Origin of the sequence: Enterococcus sp. DIV0901a (assembly GCF_051711525.1) — a bacterium.
GTDB classification, from domain to species: Bacteria; Bacillota; Bacilli; order Lactobacillales; family Enterococcaceae; genus Enterococcus_B; species Enterococcus_B faecium.
Genome location: NZ_JBIOMW010000001.1, coordinates 2,412,394 through 2,429,543, shown reverse-complemented (window position 1 = coordinate 2,429,543; position 17,150 = coordinate 2,412,394). Strand labels below are relative to the sequence as shown.

Genomic DNA, 17,150 nt, shown 5'->3' with positions numbered 1-17,150 from the left:
CGGAGTTCAAAAGCTTGCATCTGCGGCAATAAGCCCAACCAAACGAAAAATATGAGGAGCTATTTTTGCTTGGCTGTTCTTATTACTTGATGCAGGACAGTTTTTTCACATCCTCTTGTTAATTATAGTTTGATAAGGAAAAAGGCAAATCTTTTGCTTGATATTTCTTAGGGTGAGGGACGATCCCTAATTGGTAAGAGATCGTGCCGCCTTTCAGCAAATCTTGATGGGTAAAATATAATTTCGTATATTCTTTGTCCATCCGTTTGATTTTATGGATAAATTGTTGCTGCGGCCGATTAGGCGTTGCTTCAATCGTCAATTCCTTTCCATTTGACAAAAGCAAAACAGCCTTGTCAATTAATGGCATACCGATAACATATTCACCGGTTCCAGGCGTGACAGGATAAAATCCCAGACTATTGAAGATATACCAAGCGGCCATACTTCCATTGTCCTCATCTCCAGGGTAACCCATTGGAGAATCGTCGAAGGTCTGAGTCATCAACTGTTTAAGCAGTGGCTGTGCCATTTCAGGTTGTCCTATATAACTGAACAAGTAAGGATAGTGAAAACTTGGCTGGTTTGAAATAGCTAATTGTCCAAATTCTATCGCGGCCATCTCACTCATTTCGTGGATCTCAAAACCATATCCTCCTGGGTCAAACGTTGGGGGCTGATTGCACAGCTCAATGAGTTTTTCTTTATATCTCTCACTGCCACCATATTTTCCGATCAGTCCTGAAAAATCGTGATAAACAGCAAAGCTGCTTTGCCAAGCACTTCCTTCTGCATAATCTTGTCCCCAACGATTAGCTGAAAATGGTTCTCTGAACTTGCCATCTTTATCTTTTGAACGCATAAATCCTGACTCATAGTCAAAGATATTTTGATAGTTCAATGATTGCTGCTGATATTTCTTCGTCATTTCCTCCTCTTCTAGTACCTTGGCAACTTGGCTAATACAAAAATCGCTATAAGCATAGTCTAATGTGTGATTGACTGATTCGTGGTAGTGATTAGGAACATAGCCATATGTCAAGTAATCTTCTGTTCCTTGGCGTCCATAATTTGGATGTTTGCTTTGAACCGTAGCACCTTTTTCCATTGCCGTTAGAAATTCAGGCATCAAGTCTCGTCGGATATCTTTTACAGCAGCATCTGCAATGACCGCATCGATCAATGTCCCAGGCATAAGTCCACGTTCATCAGGAGACAGCCATTTTGGCAAATAGCCACTTTCTCTATAGCTGTTCAAAAAACCTTCCAGCATTTCTTCGTATTTTTCTACAGCAATCAAAGAATAAAGAGGATAAACCGTTTTATACGTATCCCAAAACCCATTATTTGTATAGAGAACACCAGGTTTTATAGATCGACTAGTCGTATCATAGTGGATTTTTTGCCCACTAGGATCAATTTCATAAAATGTTTGTGGAAATAAAAACACCCGATATAAATTATGATAAAACGTCCGCAATTGTTGTTGATCATGGTGTGTGAGCTGTATACGATCAAAATAGGACTGCCATTGTTCTTGACTGTGAGCAAGGTAAGTCTCTTTGCTTTGGTTTTGTTCTAGTTCCAGGTTATAAGCTGCTTGTTCCGAGCTGATAAAAGATGTCCCAAATCGGATAGTTTGTTTTTTTGTCTGTTCAAAATACAACGGGATCGAGTCGCTATTTTTGTTGGAAACAGCTAACTCATCAATTGTTAAAGGATATTCAAATCTCAATATAAAATAAAAAGAAAAATCAGGATCTTCTGAACCAGCAAAATGTGTGATTTTTCCTTCCACTGTGTAAGGATCTATAACAAAGAGCTGATGGCGTCCCGGAAAGGATAAAAGTAAACCGCTATCATTTTTGCTGTAATCAATAGATAAGATTCCGCCATACATGCTAGGTATCAATGTAGAACAGATGCCATAACGTAATTGACAGATCGACAGATGAGTCGGGCAAAATATACTTTCTTCTGGGCGGTAAGAACTTTGAGCATGGAAAAGGGTGTTCTCCTGTAGTTTTCCATTGATCGGCGTAAACAGCATATGACTGAAATCACCCATCCAAGGACTTGGTTGATGGGTAAGACGGTAGCCTTGAAAAACGCGGTCATCAGGATGAAACCACCAGCTGCCGTTTTGATCCGTAGTTTGCGGTGCAAAATAATTCATCCCAAAAGGAACGCCAGTATAAGGCTGGCAGTTCCCATTAGAGAAATTTGGCTGATTCGCTGTTGCATGTCTAGTATCTATTTGACCGATATTCATTTTATTTCTCCTTTGTTGATTGTCTTTTGATGAATGAAACTGGAAATTTACTATCGGATGGTCGATCTTTTGTCTCTAACCAAGTGACCAAAGCATCTCCCGCAAGCTTACCTAACTGTTCAAAATCTTGTGCGATGGTTGTCAGTGGCGGGTCAACAAGAGCTGCTGCTTGGATATCATCAAATCCGATAATTGAAAAATCTTCAGGGATATGATAACCATGCTGTCTCAAGAGATTCATGGTCTGGATAGCGACAACATCGTTTTCACAAACAAAAGCAGTTACTTCATACTTAGTGATATAAGAAAGCAATTCATCTAATGTCGCGCTTTTGTCATCCAGTGAAGTGTGGAAAGTCAAACCAGCTTTGTCCAATGCTTCAAGGTAACCAAGGTAACGCTGTCGAACGGATTGTGGATGAGTCTGCGTACCAAACAAATAAGCGATTTTTGAATGACCCTGTTCGATCAAATAAGAGGCAGCAAGCGCACCGCCTTGGAAATTATCGGAAAGAACGGTAGGAAAAGGTAACTCATAGATTTTTTTATCTAATATGACGACAGGGAATTCTTTCAATGAAAGCTCAAAAAGTAAGTCAAGATGTTGTTCTGTATCAAGAGCATAATAAATCAATCCGTCAAATTCATTGATTAGCTCTTTTGCTGTTTTATTTTGTAGAAAGTCAAGCGTCGTCATCATGACATCAATCTGTTTATCTTGCATCACAGGGTTCAATCCCTTGCTAAAATCACCAACAGACAAATCAGCGACATATGGAAGAAGAAACAGAATCCGTCGTGTTTTTGTAGGAGAAGCAAGCATCTGTTCCGGAGAAGCGGATTTAACGAAACTGCCTTTCCCGCGAACGCGATAAATAAGTCCTAATTGCTCTAATTCAGTCAATGCACGTTTGGAAGTGATTCTGCTTACTTTATAGGTACGTGAAAGTTCTTTTTCAGTTGGTAGTTGGCTGTCTACAGGTAATTCACCAGTTAAAATAGCCGTTTGCAAATCATTAAATATTGTCTGGTACAATGGTTGATTCATATAAACACCTCTTAATGATATATCATATTTAAATAATACCATAATGGATGAAAAAGTAAATAAAAAGATATTTTTTGAAAGCGTAGACATAATTGGCTGTATGAAGTATAATCTTTAAAGATATATCAAATAGAAAGAAGGTTTTATTAGTGGTTTATAAAGATATACCAAAATCGGTGCAGAAATTTATGGAAGATATCACACAAAAATGTGGAGATATCCATGCGGACTGGGCAAAGAATTTTACAGCAGCATTTGCCAATACTCTGTTGACAACAGTCAAAAAGCAAAATGACGGAACCACCTTTTTATTGACGGGAGACATTCCAGCGATGTGGTTAAGAGACTCTACTGCACAAGTTCGTCCTTATTTAGTGATTGCAAAAGAAGATGAGGAATTAGCTGACATGATCAGCGGGTTAGTCAAAAAGCAATTTTTTTATATCAATATCGATCCATATGCGAATGCCTTCAACGAAGAAGCTAACGGTGCTGGCCACCAAACAGATCATACAAAAATGAACGATTGGATCTGGGAAAGAAAATATGAAATTGATTCTTTATGCTACCCAATACAGTTGGCCTATCTTCTTTACAAAAATACAGGAAAAACTGATCAATTCAATCAATCTTTTATTGAAGGTATCAAAAAAATCTTGGACGTGTTCAAAACAGAGCAAGATCATGAACACTCTCCTTATACATTTGTACGAGACACGACAAGAAAAGAAGATACGCTGATCAATGACGGGCGAGGTGCAAAAACAGCTTTTACAGGAATGACATGGTCTGGTTTCCGTCCTAGCGATGATGCTTGCCGTTATGGATATCTGGTACCATCCAATATGTTTGCGGTGGTCGTGTTAGGTTATGTGGAAGAAATTTTTCAAACGATACTCGATGATAAAGAAATTGTACAGCAAACACAGAAATTGAAGAAAGAGATCCAAGAGGGGATTCAGAATCACGGACGAACGGTTAATCAAAAAGGGCAAACGATTTATGCATATGAAGTAGATGGAATGGGAAACGCCACAGTCATGGATGACAGTAATGTGCCCAATCTGATCGCCGCACCTTACTTGGGATATTGTTCTGAACAAGAGGAAGATTATCTGCAAACAAGAAGAACATTGTTGAGTAAAGAAAATCCATATTTCTATGAAGGAAAGTACGCAAAAGGAATTGGATCCTCCCATACGCCAGAAAAATACGTTTGGCCGATTGCATTAGCTATGGAAGGAATGACAACGTCAGACAAATCTGAAAAAGAGCGGATATTGAATTTACTTGTAGCAACTGACGCAGGAACACACCTTATGCACGAAGGATTCGATGTGAACAATCCTGAAAATTATACGAGAGAATGGTTTTCTTGGGCAAATATGATGTTTTGCGAATTAGTCATGGATTACTTTGATATTAGAGTAGAAAAGTAGGAGGTATCGTAAATGAAAAAGAAAGTATATATCATTTCTCATAGCCACTGGGATCGTGAATGGTACATGGCTTACGAACAGCATCACATGCGACTGATTGAATTGATAGACGATCTACTAGAGCTATTTGAAGTTGATCCGTCCTTCAACAGTTTTCATTTGGATGGGCAAACGATTATTTTAGATGACTATCTTCAAGTAAGGCCAGAAAAAAGACAGGCAATCCAACAAGCAATCAATGAAGGAAAATTGAGAATTGGACCATTTTATATCTTGCAAGATGATTTTCTTATCAGCTCGGAATCGAACGTGAGAAATATGCTGATTGGCATGGAAGAAAGCCGTAAATGGGGAACCCCTGTCATGTTAGGCTATTTTCCCGATACATTTGGAAATATGGGACAGACGCCTCAATTAATGAAACAAGCTGGTATTTCAGCAGCAGCGTTTGGCCGTGGTGTAAAACCAATTGGCTTTGATAATCAAGTTTTGGAAGCAGAAAACTATTCTTCCCAATACTCAGAGATGTGGTGGAAAGGACCTGATCAAACAGCAATCTTTGGTCTGCTATTTGCCAATTGGTATAGCAACGGGAATGAGATTCCAGTAGAAAAAGAAGCAGCTCTTGCCTTTTGGAAGCAAAAATTAGCGGATGCAGAACAATATGCCTCTACGAACCACTTATTGATGATGAATGGTGTTGATCATCAACCGGTACAAAAAGATATATCAAAAGCAATCCATCTCGCAAATGAACTGTTTCCAGATTACGAGTTTATTCATTCTAATTTTACTGACTATCTGGAAGCAGTTCAAAAAGATGTGCCAGAAGACTTAGGCTCAGTAGAAGGAGAATTGACAAGTCAAGAAACGGATGGCTGGTATACTTTAGCCAATACAGCATCTGCTCGGGTTTACTTAAAACAATGGAATACCAAGGTCCAGCGACAGCTAGAAAATATTACAGAACCACTTGCGACGATGGCTTATGAAGTTAGTGGAAACTATCCCCATGATCAATTAGATTATGCTTGGAAGACATTAATGCAAAATCATCCTCACGACAGTATTTGCGGTTGTTCAGTCGATTCTGTCCATCGGGAAATGATACCTCGTTTTGAAAAAGCAGATGAAGTTGGAAAGTATCTTGCACAAGATTCCTTAGAACAGCTGACCGCAGCAATCGATACGACCGGATTCCCAAAAGACAGCTTTCCATTTGTCATTGTAAATACTGCAGGAATGGATAAAACTGGTGAAGCAGAAATAACCATCGAATTAGAAAGAAAAAGATTCGCTGAAGGAATACCTGAACAACTATATCAAGAGTTAGAAAATTTGCCTAAACGTAAGTATCATGTAGAAACAAAAAGTGGGGCCACTATACCAGCTATTTTATCTGAAGAAACTGTCCAATTTGGTTATGATTTGCCGAAAGACCGTTTCCGTGTGCCATATATGGCAAGAATGATCAAAGTGACTTTACCATTAGAAAACATGCCAGCATTTTCTTGGGAAACATTCGCGCTTGTAGAAGGGGAAGCGAAAGCAGAAGAAAAGGAAACAATGATTCATCAGAGTGGACGAATCATCGAAAACGGCCCTCTACATTTGACGATTGAAAAAAATGGTACCATTACAATGGAAGATCGCAAAAACAAACGAAAGTTGAATAATCTGCATATTTTTGAAGATATCGGCGATATAGGAAATGAGTATATCTTTAAACAACCTTTCTGTGATCAGCCAATCCTATCCAGTAACAAAGAAAACTCTGAAGTAAAAGTATTAGTAGATACACCGGAAATAGCAAAAATAAGTATTCTACAGGAAATGGAAATCCCTGTTTCTGCAGACGAGCGTTTAGAAAAAGAACAGCAGATGGTTGTGGAATTTCGTTATCGAAAAGCAGAACGATCCAAAGAAAAACGAATCCTTCAAATAAAAACAATCATGACAATCAGAAAAGATAGTAAAAAAATCGACTTTGAAACGACTCTCGACAATCAGATGAAAGATCATCGCTTACGTGTCTTGTTTCCTACAAAGTTACATGTGGAACATCACGAAGCAGATAGTATTTTTGAAGTGGTGAAGCGCCCAAACCATGTGTCTAAAAGTTGGGAAAACCCCACGAATCCGCAACATCAGCAAGCATTTGTCAATATTCATGATGAAGAGTACGGTGTAACAGTCGGAAACTTTGGTTTGAATGAATATGAAGTAACAGAAGACGGACAAATCGCAGTGACGCTACTTCGCAGTGTGGGAGAACTAGGCGATTGGGGATATTTTCCAACACCAGAAGCACAGTGTCTAGGTGAGCATCGGTTCAATTACAGCATTGAACTACATGGACCAGAAGAAAAATTCTCTACTTATTTGCATGCATACGCAGCACAGATTCCTTTTTCCACTCAACAAATCAAACATCATGAAGGAACATTGATTTCAAAACAACAATATTTAACGATAAAAAGTGAAACGTTTGCAATTACAGCTTTGAAACGCAGCAAGTTTAGTGATAAAGTAGTAGTAAGAGGTTTCAATATGTCTAGTCATTTAGAAAAATTGGAAATAACTAAAGACAATGGAAAAACTGTCATATTGAATCTGCTTGAAGAACCAACGAAGCAAGCGGTTGTCCCAATAATCCAACCTTATGAGATTCGGACAATCGGATTCGAGGAGGAAAACGAATGTATGGCGGAATAGAAGCAGGCGGAACAAAATTTGTGTGTGCGGTTTCAGATGGTGGAGAAATTTTAGAAAAATTAAGTATCCCTACCACAACACCAGAAGAAACATTGGATCAGGTATTTGAATTTTTTGATCGTTATGAATTGAAGGGAATCGGGATTGGCTCATTCGGCCCGATTGGTATCGACAAAACAAAAGATAATTACGGATACGTTTTGGCAACTCCCAAAAAAGGGTGGGCACAATTCGATTTTCTTGGCACAATCAAGGAACGCTACAATATTCCTGCTGCTTGGACAACGGATGTCAATGCTGCTGCATATGGGGAATTGAAGCAAGGAGCAGCACAAGGAAAAAATAGTTGTATTTACCTTACCGTGGGAACAGGAATCGGTGCAGGTGTCGTGATCAATGAAGAAATTTTTTCAGGGATCGCACATCCTGAAATGGGACATATTTGGGTGAAACGCCATCCAGATGACCATTATGAAGGTACTTGTCCTTATCATAAAGATTGTTTAGAAGGATTAGCAGCAGGACCGTCTATTGAGGCACGCACAGGGATCAAAGGGCAAGATCTGCCGCAAGATCATCCTGTTTGGGCTATTCAGGCTTATTATATTGCTCAAGCACTGATCAACTATACGTTGACGTTAGCACCTGAAAAGATTATTTTAGGCGGTGGGGTAATGAATCAGGATCATCTCCTTCAAAAAATCCGTCAGCAATTTGTTGAATTGATGGGTGGTTATATGGAAACACCTCAAGTAAGTGAATATATCGTTCGTTGGGGACTGCCGAATGAAAGTGGGATTATCGGTAGTTTGCTGTTAGCAGAACACGAACATCAAAAGTAAGCAGACAAATTACACAAAAAGAACAGAGTCTTATCATTATCTGCTGATAAGACTCTGTTCTTTTTTATTTCTATTCCCATAATCCAGGTAAAGCTTTACCGACTATTTTTTCTTGAGTAAATGGATGGATCATGTGCAGTTCTAATGCATGGAGCATCAGTCGTTCAGCTGTTCTATTTTGGTAGAGAGGGTCTCCAACGATCGGATGTCCCTTATGAGCTAAATGAACTCTGATCTGGTGTGTACGTCCGGTTTCCAAAACACAATAGACTTGTGTTTGTTCAGAAAGTACTTTGTTGACAGTGACATGTGTCAAGGCGCTCTGACCATTTTTATCATCTACGACCCTTTTTCTCCGATCATGGCGATCTCGTCCAATTTTATTGGTGATGGTCATATCTTTGGCAATTTCTCCCCATACGATGGCTTGATATCTCCGATAGATCATTTTTTGTTCCAACATTCTTCCAAGTATCGGCAAGACAAATGGATTTTTTGCAAATAAAACGGCACCACTTGTTTCTTTGTCCAAGCGGTGGACAACGTAAGGTCGTTGCTGTTTAGTGTCGAGATAAGCAGCTAAATGATTGAGTAAGGTACTGTTTTCTGTCGGTTCATTTGGATGAGTCTTCATTCCTGCAGGCTTATCCACTATAATCAAATGCTCATCTTCATATAAAACACGGATGTGCTTCGCATCTCCTAATTGAACTTCTTGATAATTATAATCTGTTTCTTCGAATAACAATGTGATCTGGTCATTGCCCTTTACTTCATGATGGAACAAAGCAGGTTGTTGATTGATCCAAACGTTTTTACGTATACGCAAAAAGTGTCGAACCTTTCTAGGAACTAACCATTCCTTTTCAAGCAAGTCGCGAATTGTTGTTTCAGGATGGTTCATAGGTAAAGTGATCGTGATTTTCACAAGTGTACTCCTTTCAGTGCAATTGCAGACTAATTGTACCATTTTTAAAACATATTTAAGAAAAAACTTACATTTTTCTGTTCATTCTTATGTTACTCTACTTGCACTAACGTAAAAAAACATATTGAACTACAACTTAAGCAGGAAGAAAACACTCTTTCACTATGGTAAAATAAGACGATTGAATCAAATAGACAGGAGAAGAAGCAAATGGATTTTCAAAGCATTTTAGAAAAGATAAAAGCTGCTTTGATCAGTTTTTGGCGTTGGATCAGACCATATCTCGGACAATTCCATCGATGGCGAAAGCGCATCTGGAAAAAATATCATGTGAACAAATTGATTTTGCTGATTGGTTTGATCTGTGTCTTAGTGACAAGTATCTACCTCTTTATTTTAGCAAAACAAGCAAATGTCGAAACGTTAAAATCAGGATTAAGCCAATCGACAGTCATTTATGATAAGAAAAACGAAGAAGCTGGCACACTGTACGCCCAAAAAGGAACATATGTAGAATTAAACGCGATTTCTCCCTATATCCAAGATGCAGTAATCTCGACAGAAGATAGGAATTTTTACGAGCATCACGGGTTTGATATCAAAGGGATTGCCCGTGCAGCAGTCCGAATGGTCTTGTCTGGCGGAACATCAGGGGGCGGAGGAAGTACGATCACTCAGCAGCTTGCCAAAAATGCGTATCTGACATTAGACCAAACGTTTGATCGAAAAGCGAAGGAATTATTTTTGGCAATCGAGATCGAAAAGAAGTACAGCAAAGAAGAAATCTTGACCATGTATCTTAACAATGCCTATTTTGGCAACGGGGTATGGGGTGTCCAAGACGCTTCCAGAAAGTATTTTGGAGTAGATGCAACGAATGTTACGCTGTCTGAGGCTGCTACTTTGGCAGGAATGCTGAAAGGTCCTGGTATTTATAATCCGATCGATCACCCAAAAAATGCGAATGATCGGAAAAACACAGTACTAAGTGTAATGGAAGAAAACGGAAAAATCACAAAAGAACAAGAACAAGCAGAAAGCCAGACAGATATCAGCGCGTATCTTAATGACACATACGATAATTCAGATTCTGGTTATCGTTATCCTTATTATTTTGATGCAGTGATCGATGAAGCAGTTAACGAGTATGGTCTTGATGAAGAAGATGTCATGAATAAAGGCTATAAAATCTATACAGCTTTAGATCAGGATTATCAAAAGCAATTAGAAGCTACTTATCAAAACAGTGCATTATTCCCAGCAAATGCTTCAGATGGTGCCATGGTCCAATCTGCTTCAGTAGCTTTAGATCCGAATACAGGTGGTGTACAAGCACTAGTAGGACGAAGAGGAGATCATGTCTTTAGAGGATTCAGCTTTGCTACACAGATGCGTCGTTCACCAGGATCAACGATCAAACCATTAAGCGTATATACACCAGCACTGGAAGCTGGATACAAGCCTTCCAGTATCTTGAAAGACGAACCGCAAAGTTATTACGATGCGCATAATTTTGACGGGACATACCAAGGAGAAGTACCGATGTATCAAGCTGTTGCACAAAGTTTGAATTTGCCTGCTGTATGGCTTTTGCATGAGATCGGTTTACAAAAAGGATATGATAAAGCAGAAGAATTCGGCCTGCCTTTAGCAAAATCTGATAAGTATTATGGCTTAGCCCTTGGTGGACTGGAAAAAGGAGTATCTCCATTGATCATGGCGGGTGCTTACAGTGCATTTGCCAATGATGGTCAGATGTATACGCCGCATCTTATCACGAAAATCGTTGATTCGACTGGAGCGGTGATCGTCGATAACACAAACAAAAAACCAAAACAGGTCATATCAAAGGAAACAGCCGATGAAATGACCAGCATGCTTCTTGGTACATTTTCAAATGGAACAGCGGCTGCTGCGAATCCTGCAGGTTATACGATAGCAGGGAAAACAGGAACCACAGAAACTAATTTCGATGCCACAAAAGCAAATGACCAATGGATGATCGGTTACACGCCAGACGTAGTGATTTCGACATGGATGGGTTACGAAGAATCCAGCAAGCTGCACTATTTGGAAGGGACAAGTGGAAATGTTGTCGGGAAAGTCTTCAAATCAGCGGCAGAAGGCATCCTTCCGTATACTTCAAAAACAGGATTTAGTGTAGCAGATGCCTATGCCACAGGAGGACAAGTGGTAGCTGCAGATCAAGTTGGAAACACAGGAAATTCTAATGGAGAGTCTGGAAATTGGCAAGATAACTTGAATCAATATGGTGAACAAGCAAAAGAAGGGCTGAAAAACTTCGGCGATATGGTGAAAGAAGGCGTTCAGGGAATTGGTGAAGCGGCTAAAGACCTCTGGCGGAAATATCAAGGAGAGTAGACCCTTTGAAAACGAATAACCCCATGTTACAATAGAGAGTAACTACTAAAAGAAAAGAGGGCATAACATGTCAAACATCTACGATAGCGCGAATCAAATCGAACGTGAGATCCGTGAATTACCAGAATTCAAAGCGTTGAAAGAAGCGTACGAGAAAGTACAAGCAAACGAAGAAGCACACAAACTGTTCAAAGACTTCCAAGCGATGCAAATCGAATTACAAGAAAAACAAATGAGTGGACAAGAGTTCAGCGACGAAGATGCAATGAAAGCACAAGAAATGGCTGTGAAAATCCAATCAGAAGAAGTAATCAATGACTTGATGCAAAAAGAGCAAGGCTTCAGTACAATCATCAATGACTTGAACCGTATCATCATGACACCAGTTCGCGACCTTTACAGCGAATAAAACTATTTTATGAAACAACAGAGGGTGTGAAAGAGACGTTCGGCCTTGAGCGATGACAAAATTGCTTCTTATTGCCGATAGGCTGTCTCTTGAACACCATTTACCAAGAGGTCGTGAGCCTACCGTTTAACTCTGAGTTACAAGGAACAATTTCAAAAAACAGCTTCTCATGTTTGATGACTATTGTGACTTGTGACCGAGGAGTTGGCAGGAGAACACCGTTTATTCAGAAATAGGAGCTACGACAAAAGTCTTGTCATAGCTCCTATTTTTTGTCATTCATTTTTCAAGCGGTAGAAATAGCCTTTTTGAGCTAACAGTTTTTCGTAAGTACCTATTTCAACGATTTTTCCTTCATCGATCACAACGATTTTATCTGCCTCTTTGATCGTTGAAAGCCGATGAGCCACAATAAAAGTAGTGGGTGTTTCTGTCAGGTAATTCAGGGCCTGCTGGATTTTTTTCTCTGACTGGTTATCTAAAGCTGAGGTTGCTTCATCTAGCAAAATGATTTTTGGCTGACGTATCAACGCTCGTGCAATGGAGATACGTTGCTTTTGGCCACCAGACAGCTTGTTGCCATGTTCGCCTACTAAGGTATCCAGACCATCAGGGAGCTGGTCAATCAGTGAAGAAAGTTGCGCAGCTTCGATGACTTCATCTAAACGTTCTTTTGATACGTTTTTCAAGCCATAAGTGATGTTCTCTTTGATCGAAGCGGAGAACAACAAAGTGGTTTGAGGAACAACGGCTAAATAATTACGCACACTTCGCATATCCAATTCATCCAAAGGCTGATTATCTAGGAAAATCCTCCCTGAAGACGGCTGGATAAATCCAATCAATAAGTTAAGGAGTGTAGATTTTCCAGAACCAGATGGCCCAACAAAAGCAATTGTTTCTCCAGCTTTCACCTCTAGAGAAAAATGATCGATAATCGGCTTGAGTGAGTCCGGGTAATGAAAAGAAACATCCTCAAAACGAAAATTTCCATCCAAATGTTGGATTTTTTTCTTACCGTGATAAGTTTCTACATCGCCAGCAATCAACAGTTCGCCAATAGAAGTGATAGATTCCATGCCTTTTGAAATCGTAGGAATCAGCGTGATCATTCCAGAAACGGAATTGACGATCGTCGTGAAATACGTCTGATACATCACGACATCGCCGGGTTGGATGCGCCCTTGTAAAGCTAATATCCCAGTGAAAATCAAACAAATCAGCTGAAATATCTGAAAACTAGCCCAGCTGACTGATCCGAAAACAGATTGCAGGATATCTAAGTGGAATCCTTTTTCATAGATTTGAGTAAAATGCTTATTTAAGCGAGTTGTTTCGTGCTTTTCTAACCCATGAGCTCGAGCAATCGGTGCTAATTCGATCACTTCGATCACTTTTGCAGAGGTTTCTTCCATTTCTTGTCGGAAGTCTGAGTTGGACTGTCTGATCCTTTTACGGAAAAAGAGAGTAACGAATGCGGCGAGAGGAACAGTCAATAAGAAAAACATGAAAACAACAGGACTTCTATAAAGCGTGATACCTAAAGCTACGAATAAATTGACAGCGATATTTAATCCGCTGACAAATACTTGAGAGGACAACGTTTGGATAGCTTCTACATCACGGATGATCTTTGACTGGATTCGTCCAGATTGCAATTCTTTTTGATAAGGAATAGATAGTTCTTGGATTTTCTTGATAAGGGTCGCTCTTAGTCCAGCTTCTACTTGACGGATCGAAGTGCTATGGTATTTTACATGAAAATAATTCGTCAATATATTTTGACCAATCAGACAAGCCATCAAAAAAGCGTTGAAATAAATGGCCTGCAACTGAGAAGAATCTTTCGATGAAGCTGCATTGATTACATTGGCAATAGCGATCGGCATTAACCAAGATGGAAGATGTTTGATAATAAAAAAGAGTCCTGACATGGCAAAACGCCAATAATTTCCCTGATAAAGATGCAGCAATGTCTGAAAAGCATTTGCATGATATTTTTGATAACTTTTCTGTATTCGTTCCTCCATAATCTTCTCCTTAACAATCTTGGTAAATAAACTGCAAGTGTTCTATTGCTTCAGGAACATAAATCTCAGGAGTAGCTTCAAGAGTGGCGTACATTAGAGGACGCTCATATTTGATATAATGCAGTACCGGGCGGAAATCTAAACAGCCCTTGCCAACAGGTACCATGCGGATCTTTCCATTTTCCATGATATAGTCTTTGAGATGAAGCGCTGTAATATAACCATGTAAATTGTCCAAGGCACCTCGGATCACTTTCTCCTGATCAGCATGATTTTCTTTATGCATCAAATTCGCACAATCTAAAATGATTTTTAAATTTGGTGAAGCTACTTCATCGATTAAACGTTTAGCTAACTGATAGTTATAGATTGGATGATTGATCCCTACTTCAACAGCAACAGTTACGCCAAAATTTTCTGCATGAGCGACTAATTCAATGATAGAATTTCTGGCGATCTGATAAGCTTCTTCAGTAAAATTTTCTTTTGTGTAACCGACAGAGACACTACCGGTTTCCGTAGCAATCATCTTGGCTTGATAGGCAGAGCACAGAGCAATTTGCTGTTTGAAAGTTGCCAATGCTTGTGCACGAACTTCTTGATTTTTGTTGGATAGGTTGATATAGCATCCTAAAATGGAAAGTTCGATATTGTTTTTTTGGAAGTATTCACCAAAATAGGCAGCACTCCCAAGTGTCATGTCAGTTAATTTAAGTTGTTCAGGAAATGCTTTTTGTGGTGCAAATTGGATATGGGACAAGTGAAGCTGTGATACTTTTTGAACGATTTCTTCACGATTTCGAACATCTAAATCGTGGGCACGGATGCCTAAATTTAATGGAAACATCTCAAACTCCTTTTTGTAAATAATTAGCAAGAGGCAGACGGGATTCTTTTATCAATTCAACAATTATTCGGGCAACTTTATCAGCGCCTTCTGGACTAAAGTGGGTATTGTCTTTTAGTCCTTCTGGGTAATTTTTACAAGTATCAGGCATAAGATGCAGGTAGAATTTTTTTGTCTCTTCTTTTGAGAAGGTCTGGAATAATTCTTGTGATCTTGAGAACACATCTAAAAGAGGAATATGGTGTTTCTCAGCAAATGCACGCATCGCTTTTGGATAGTCTCCAAGTATATCTGGATTCAATGTTCCGTTTTCTAAGTAATCTCGTCGCGTCACAGATGTCAGTAAGACCATTTGGACGTTCGCTTTTTTTGCGCATTCAAAAAATATCTGCAGATTTTTTAAATAGCTACCGAAGGGAAGCGTACCTCTTTCTTCTTGGATTTTCTGGTCGTTATGTCCAAATTGTACAAATAAGAAATCATTCGGCTGAAACTGTGAAGCTAGACGGGCTAACCTTCCTTCCTGGATAAATGATTTGGTGCTGCGTCCATTCTTTGCTTGGTTATTGATCTGGATCTCGGGTGAAAAATAAGCAGAGATTTTTTCTCCCCAACCTGTCTCGGGACGCTTGTTTTCATCTTTTTCTGCCGCAGTAGAATCACCGGCAATATGGATAGTAGGCATGTTATCTCTTCTTTCATAAAGGTTTATAGGCAATGAAGCAGAACAGCAAGAGAAGAAGACGGAGCAAATTTGGTCCGTCTTCTTCTCTAAAACGTGGATAAACGGATTCCGTTATTTCGCTATCCTGTTTTTGATTCGTTACTGTTACTATTAATCAATTAGGCAAAAAAGCCAAAGTAATTTTTAGCATTTGTATAACTAATCGCTTGAACTAGACTTCCTAAAAGTTGTTCATCTTCAGGTGCTTCTCCTCGCATGACCATTTCGCCTAAAAATTCACAAAGAACACGACGGAAATATTCATGTCTAGTGTAGGACAGGAAACTTCTTGAATCTGTCAGCATGCCGACAAAATTCCCCAAAGCACTACCATCAGCAAATTGTGTCAATTGATCGCGCATACCAGCTCGAGTATCGTTGTACCACCATCCAGAACCTAACTGCAGTTTTCCATTCTGTTCTTTTTGGAAACAGCCCATCAAAGCTAAAATCGCAGGATAGTCATTCGGATTCAATGAATAAAGGATCGTCTTTGGCAACTGATCCGTTTCTTCTGCACGATTCAATAATTTTTGCAGAGGAATAGTCAAAGAAAGATCATTCATTCCATCATAGCCGGTATCGGGCCCTAATTTTTCCAACATTTGTGTATTACAGTTACGATAAGCATGGATGTGCAGCTGCATCGTCCAATTATGAGAATGATAGAAGTGGGTCAAACGTATCAGTGTTTCTGTACGATAAGCATCGATTTCATCTGAAGATAATAGTTTGTTAGCTCGTGCTTTTTGAAAAATCTCTTCTAATACTGTTTCATCCGCTTCTTTATAGCGTAAGGTGTCTAAAGCGTGGTCGGAAACACGACATCCATGTTGATGGAAGTATTCTATCCGCTGTCCTAAGACTTCAATCAGTTCTTGATAGGTGGTGATCGTTTGGTCAGCTGCTTCTTCCAGTAGTGTGACCCATGCATTAAATCCTTCTTTTTCAATATTGAGTGCTTTATCTGGACGGAATGAAGGGAGAACCTTCAAATCTGGTTCTTCATGAGCAAGCAACTGATGATAGTGCAAGTCGTCTGCGGGATCATCTGTTGTACAAATCACTTCTACATTCGATTTTTTTGCGATTTCCCGACGGCGAAAATCAGGAGCTGCCAAAATTTCATTTGCTTGTGTCCAAATTTTCTCTGCATTTTCTTCATTTATCAACAAGTCAATACCGAAGAAACGCTTCAATTCAAGATGTGACCAACTGTAAAGCGGATTTCCGATAATTTTTGGCACGGTTTGACACCAAGCCAAAAACTTTTCAAAATCAGAAGCATTTCCTGTGATTTTTTCTTCAGGTACGCCACAAGCTCGCATCAAGCGCCATTTGTAATGATCGCCTCCCAGCCAAGCTTCCGTCAGATTACTGAAATTATTGTTTTCGTAAATTTCTTTTGGATCTAAGTGACAGTGATAATCAATAATGGGCATGTTTTTTGCGTAGGAATGGTAAAGCTTTTTCGCCCAATCGTCTTTTAATAAAAAATCATCAGATAAAAACAT

Annotated in this window: 12 protein-coding genes; 5 read left to right on the top strand and 7 right to left on the bottom strand. The window is 39.3% G+C overall.

What is annotated here, in order from left to right; genetic code table 11:
* Positions 1-118 precede the first annotated feature (118 nt).
* Positions 119-2,272: a GH92 family glycosyl hydrolase gene (locus IGL70_RS11665; protein ID WP_081156850.1), complete on the bottom strand. Its 2,154-nt coding sequence runs from the start codon at positions 2,270-2,272 to the stop codon at positions 119-121.
* 1 nt (position 2,273) lies between these two features.
* On the bottom strand, positions 2,274-3,320 hold the full coding sequence (locus IGL70_RS11660; RefSeq protein ID WP_002297736.1) for a GntR family transcriptional regulator: 1,047 nt from the start codon (positions 3,318-3,320) through the stop codon (positions 2,274-2,276).
* A 149-nt stretch (positions 3,321-3,469) separates the two neighbouring features.
* Here IGL70_RS11660 and IGL70_RS11655 point away from each other — a divergent pair, with 149 nt between their 5' ends.
* The 3 genes from IGL70_RS11655 to IGL70_RS11645 are packed head-to-tail and all read left to right on the top strand — an operon-like array spanning position 3,470 to position 8,316.
* Complete coding sequence (locus IGL70_RS11655) at positions 3,470-4,759, top strand: glycoside hydrolase family 125 protein (RefSeq protein WP_002294491.1); 1,290 nt, start codon at positions 3,470-3,472, stop codon at positions 4,757-4,759.
* A 12-nt stretch (positions 4,760-4,771) separates the two neighbouring features.
* Positions 4,772-7,474 carry an alpha-mannosidase gene (locus tag IGL70_RS11650; RefSeq protein ID WP_002285985.1) on the top strand — a complete coding sequence of 901 codons (2,703 nt, stop codon included), beginning with the start codon at positions 4,772-4,774 and terminating at the stop codon, positions 7,472-7,474.
* Entirely contained in the window at positions 7,459-8,316 is an 858-nt protein-coding gene (locus IGL70_RS11645) for an ROK family protein (protein WP_002285988.1), read from the top strand. Before IGL70_RS11650 ends, IGL70_RS11645 begins: the two co-directional genes overlap by 16 nt.
* Before the next feature lie 70 nt (positions 8,317-8,386).
* On the opposite strand, the gene IGL70_RS11640 is transcribed toward IGL70_RS11645, so the two are convergent.
* Positions 8,387-9,244, bottom strand: coding sequence for an RluA family pseudouridine synthase (locus IGL70_RS11640; protein WP_002285989.1), 858 nt, complete (start codon positions 9,242-9,244; stop codon positions 8,387-8,389).
* A 210-nt stretch (positions 9,245-9,454) separates the two neighbouring features.
* On the opposite strand from IGL70_RS11640, the gene IGL70_RS11635 reads away from it, so the two are divergent.
* Together IGL70_RS11635 and IGL70_RS11630 are read left to right on the top strand one after the other, a co-directional pair.
* Positions 9,455-11,626, top strand: a complete 2,172-nt coding sequence (locus IGL70_RS11635) for a PBP1A family penicillin-binding protein (protein WP_002294492.1) — start codon at positions 9,455-9,457, stop codon at positions 11,624-11,626.
* 67 nt (positions 11,627-11,693) lie between these two features.
* Entirely contained in the window at positions 11,694-12,035 is a 342-nt protein-coding gene (locus IGL70_RS11630) for a YlbF family regulator (RefSeq protein WP_002285994.1), read from the top strand.
* Between the two features lie 275 nt (positions 12,036-12,310).
* Here IGL70_RS11630 and IGL70_RS11625 read toward each other — a convergent pair whose 3' ends face one another.
* From IGL70_RS11625 to uxaC, 4 genes are all read right to left on the bottom strand, one after another.
* Positions 12,311-14,065 (bottom strand): ABC transporter ATP-binding protein, encoded by a 1,755-nt coding sequence (locus IGL70_RS11625; protein WP_086325059.1) that lies wholly within the window; start codon positions 14,063-14,065, stop codon positions 12,311-12,313.
* Between the two features lie 10 nt (positions 14,066-14,075).
* Positions 14,076-14,912: a sugar phosphate isomerase/epimerase family protein gene (locus IGL70_RS11620; RefSeq protein WP_104874011.1), complete on the bottom strand. Its 837-nt coding sequence runs from the start codon at positions 14,910-14,912 to the stop codon at positions 14,076-14,078.
* Position 14,913: 1 nt separating this feature from the next.
* A complete protein-coding gene (locus IGL70_RS11615) occupies positions 14,914-15,597 on the bottom strand; it encodes a rhamnogalacturonan acetylesterase (RefSeq protein WP_002294493.1) in 684 nt (227 codons plus the stop codon).
* 158 nt (positions 15,598-15,755) lie between these two features.
* Positions 15,756-17,150, bottom strand: a complete 1,395-nt coding sequence (gene uxaC, locus IGL70_RS11610) for a glucuronate isomerase (protein WP_104874012.1) — start codon at positions 17,148-17,150, stop codon at positions 15,756-15,758.

Bases quoted from the DNA above. Each gene is read 5' to 3' on its own strand.
- IGL70_RS11650 (WP_002285985.1), top strand. From the start codon at position 4,772: ATGAAAAAGAAAGTATATATCATTTCTCATAGCCACTGGGATCGTGAA.
- IGL70_RS11635 (WP_002294492.1), top strand. From the start codon at position 9,455: ATGGATTTTCAAAGCATTTTAGAAAAGATAAAAGCTGCTTTGATCAGT.
- IGL70_RS11645 (WP_002285988.1), top strand. From the start codon at position 7,459: ATGTATGGCGGAATAGAAGCAGGCGGAACAAAATTTGTGTGTGCGGTT.
- IGL70_RS11660 (WP_002297736.1), bottom strand. From the start codon at position 3,320: ATGAATCAACCATTGTACCAGACAATATTTAATGATTTGCAAACGGCT.
- IGL70_RS11665 (WP_081156850.1), bottom strand. From the start codon at position 2,272: ATGAATATCGGTCAAATAGATACTAGACATGCAACAGCGAATCAGCCA.
- IGL70_RS11625 (WP_086325059.1), bottom strand. From the start codon at position 14,065: ATGGAGGAACGAATACAGAAAAGTTATCAAAAATATCATGCAAATGCT.
- IGL70_RS11615 (WP_002294493.1), bottom strand. From the start codon at position 15,597: ATGCCTACTATCCATATTGCCGGTGATTCTACTGCGGCAGAAAAAGAT.
- IGL70_RS11630 (WP_002285994.1), top strand. From the start codon at position 11,694: ATGTCAAACATCTACGATAGCGCGAATCAAATCGAACGTGAGATCCGT.
- uxaC (WP_104874012.1), bottom strand. From the start codon at position 17,150: ATGTTTTTATCTGATGATTTTTTATTAAAAGACGATTGGGCGAAAAAG.
- IGL70_RS11620 (WP_104874011.1), bottom strand. From the start codon at position 14,912: ATGTTTCCATTAAATTTAGGCATCCGTGCCCACGATTTAGATGTTCGA.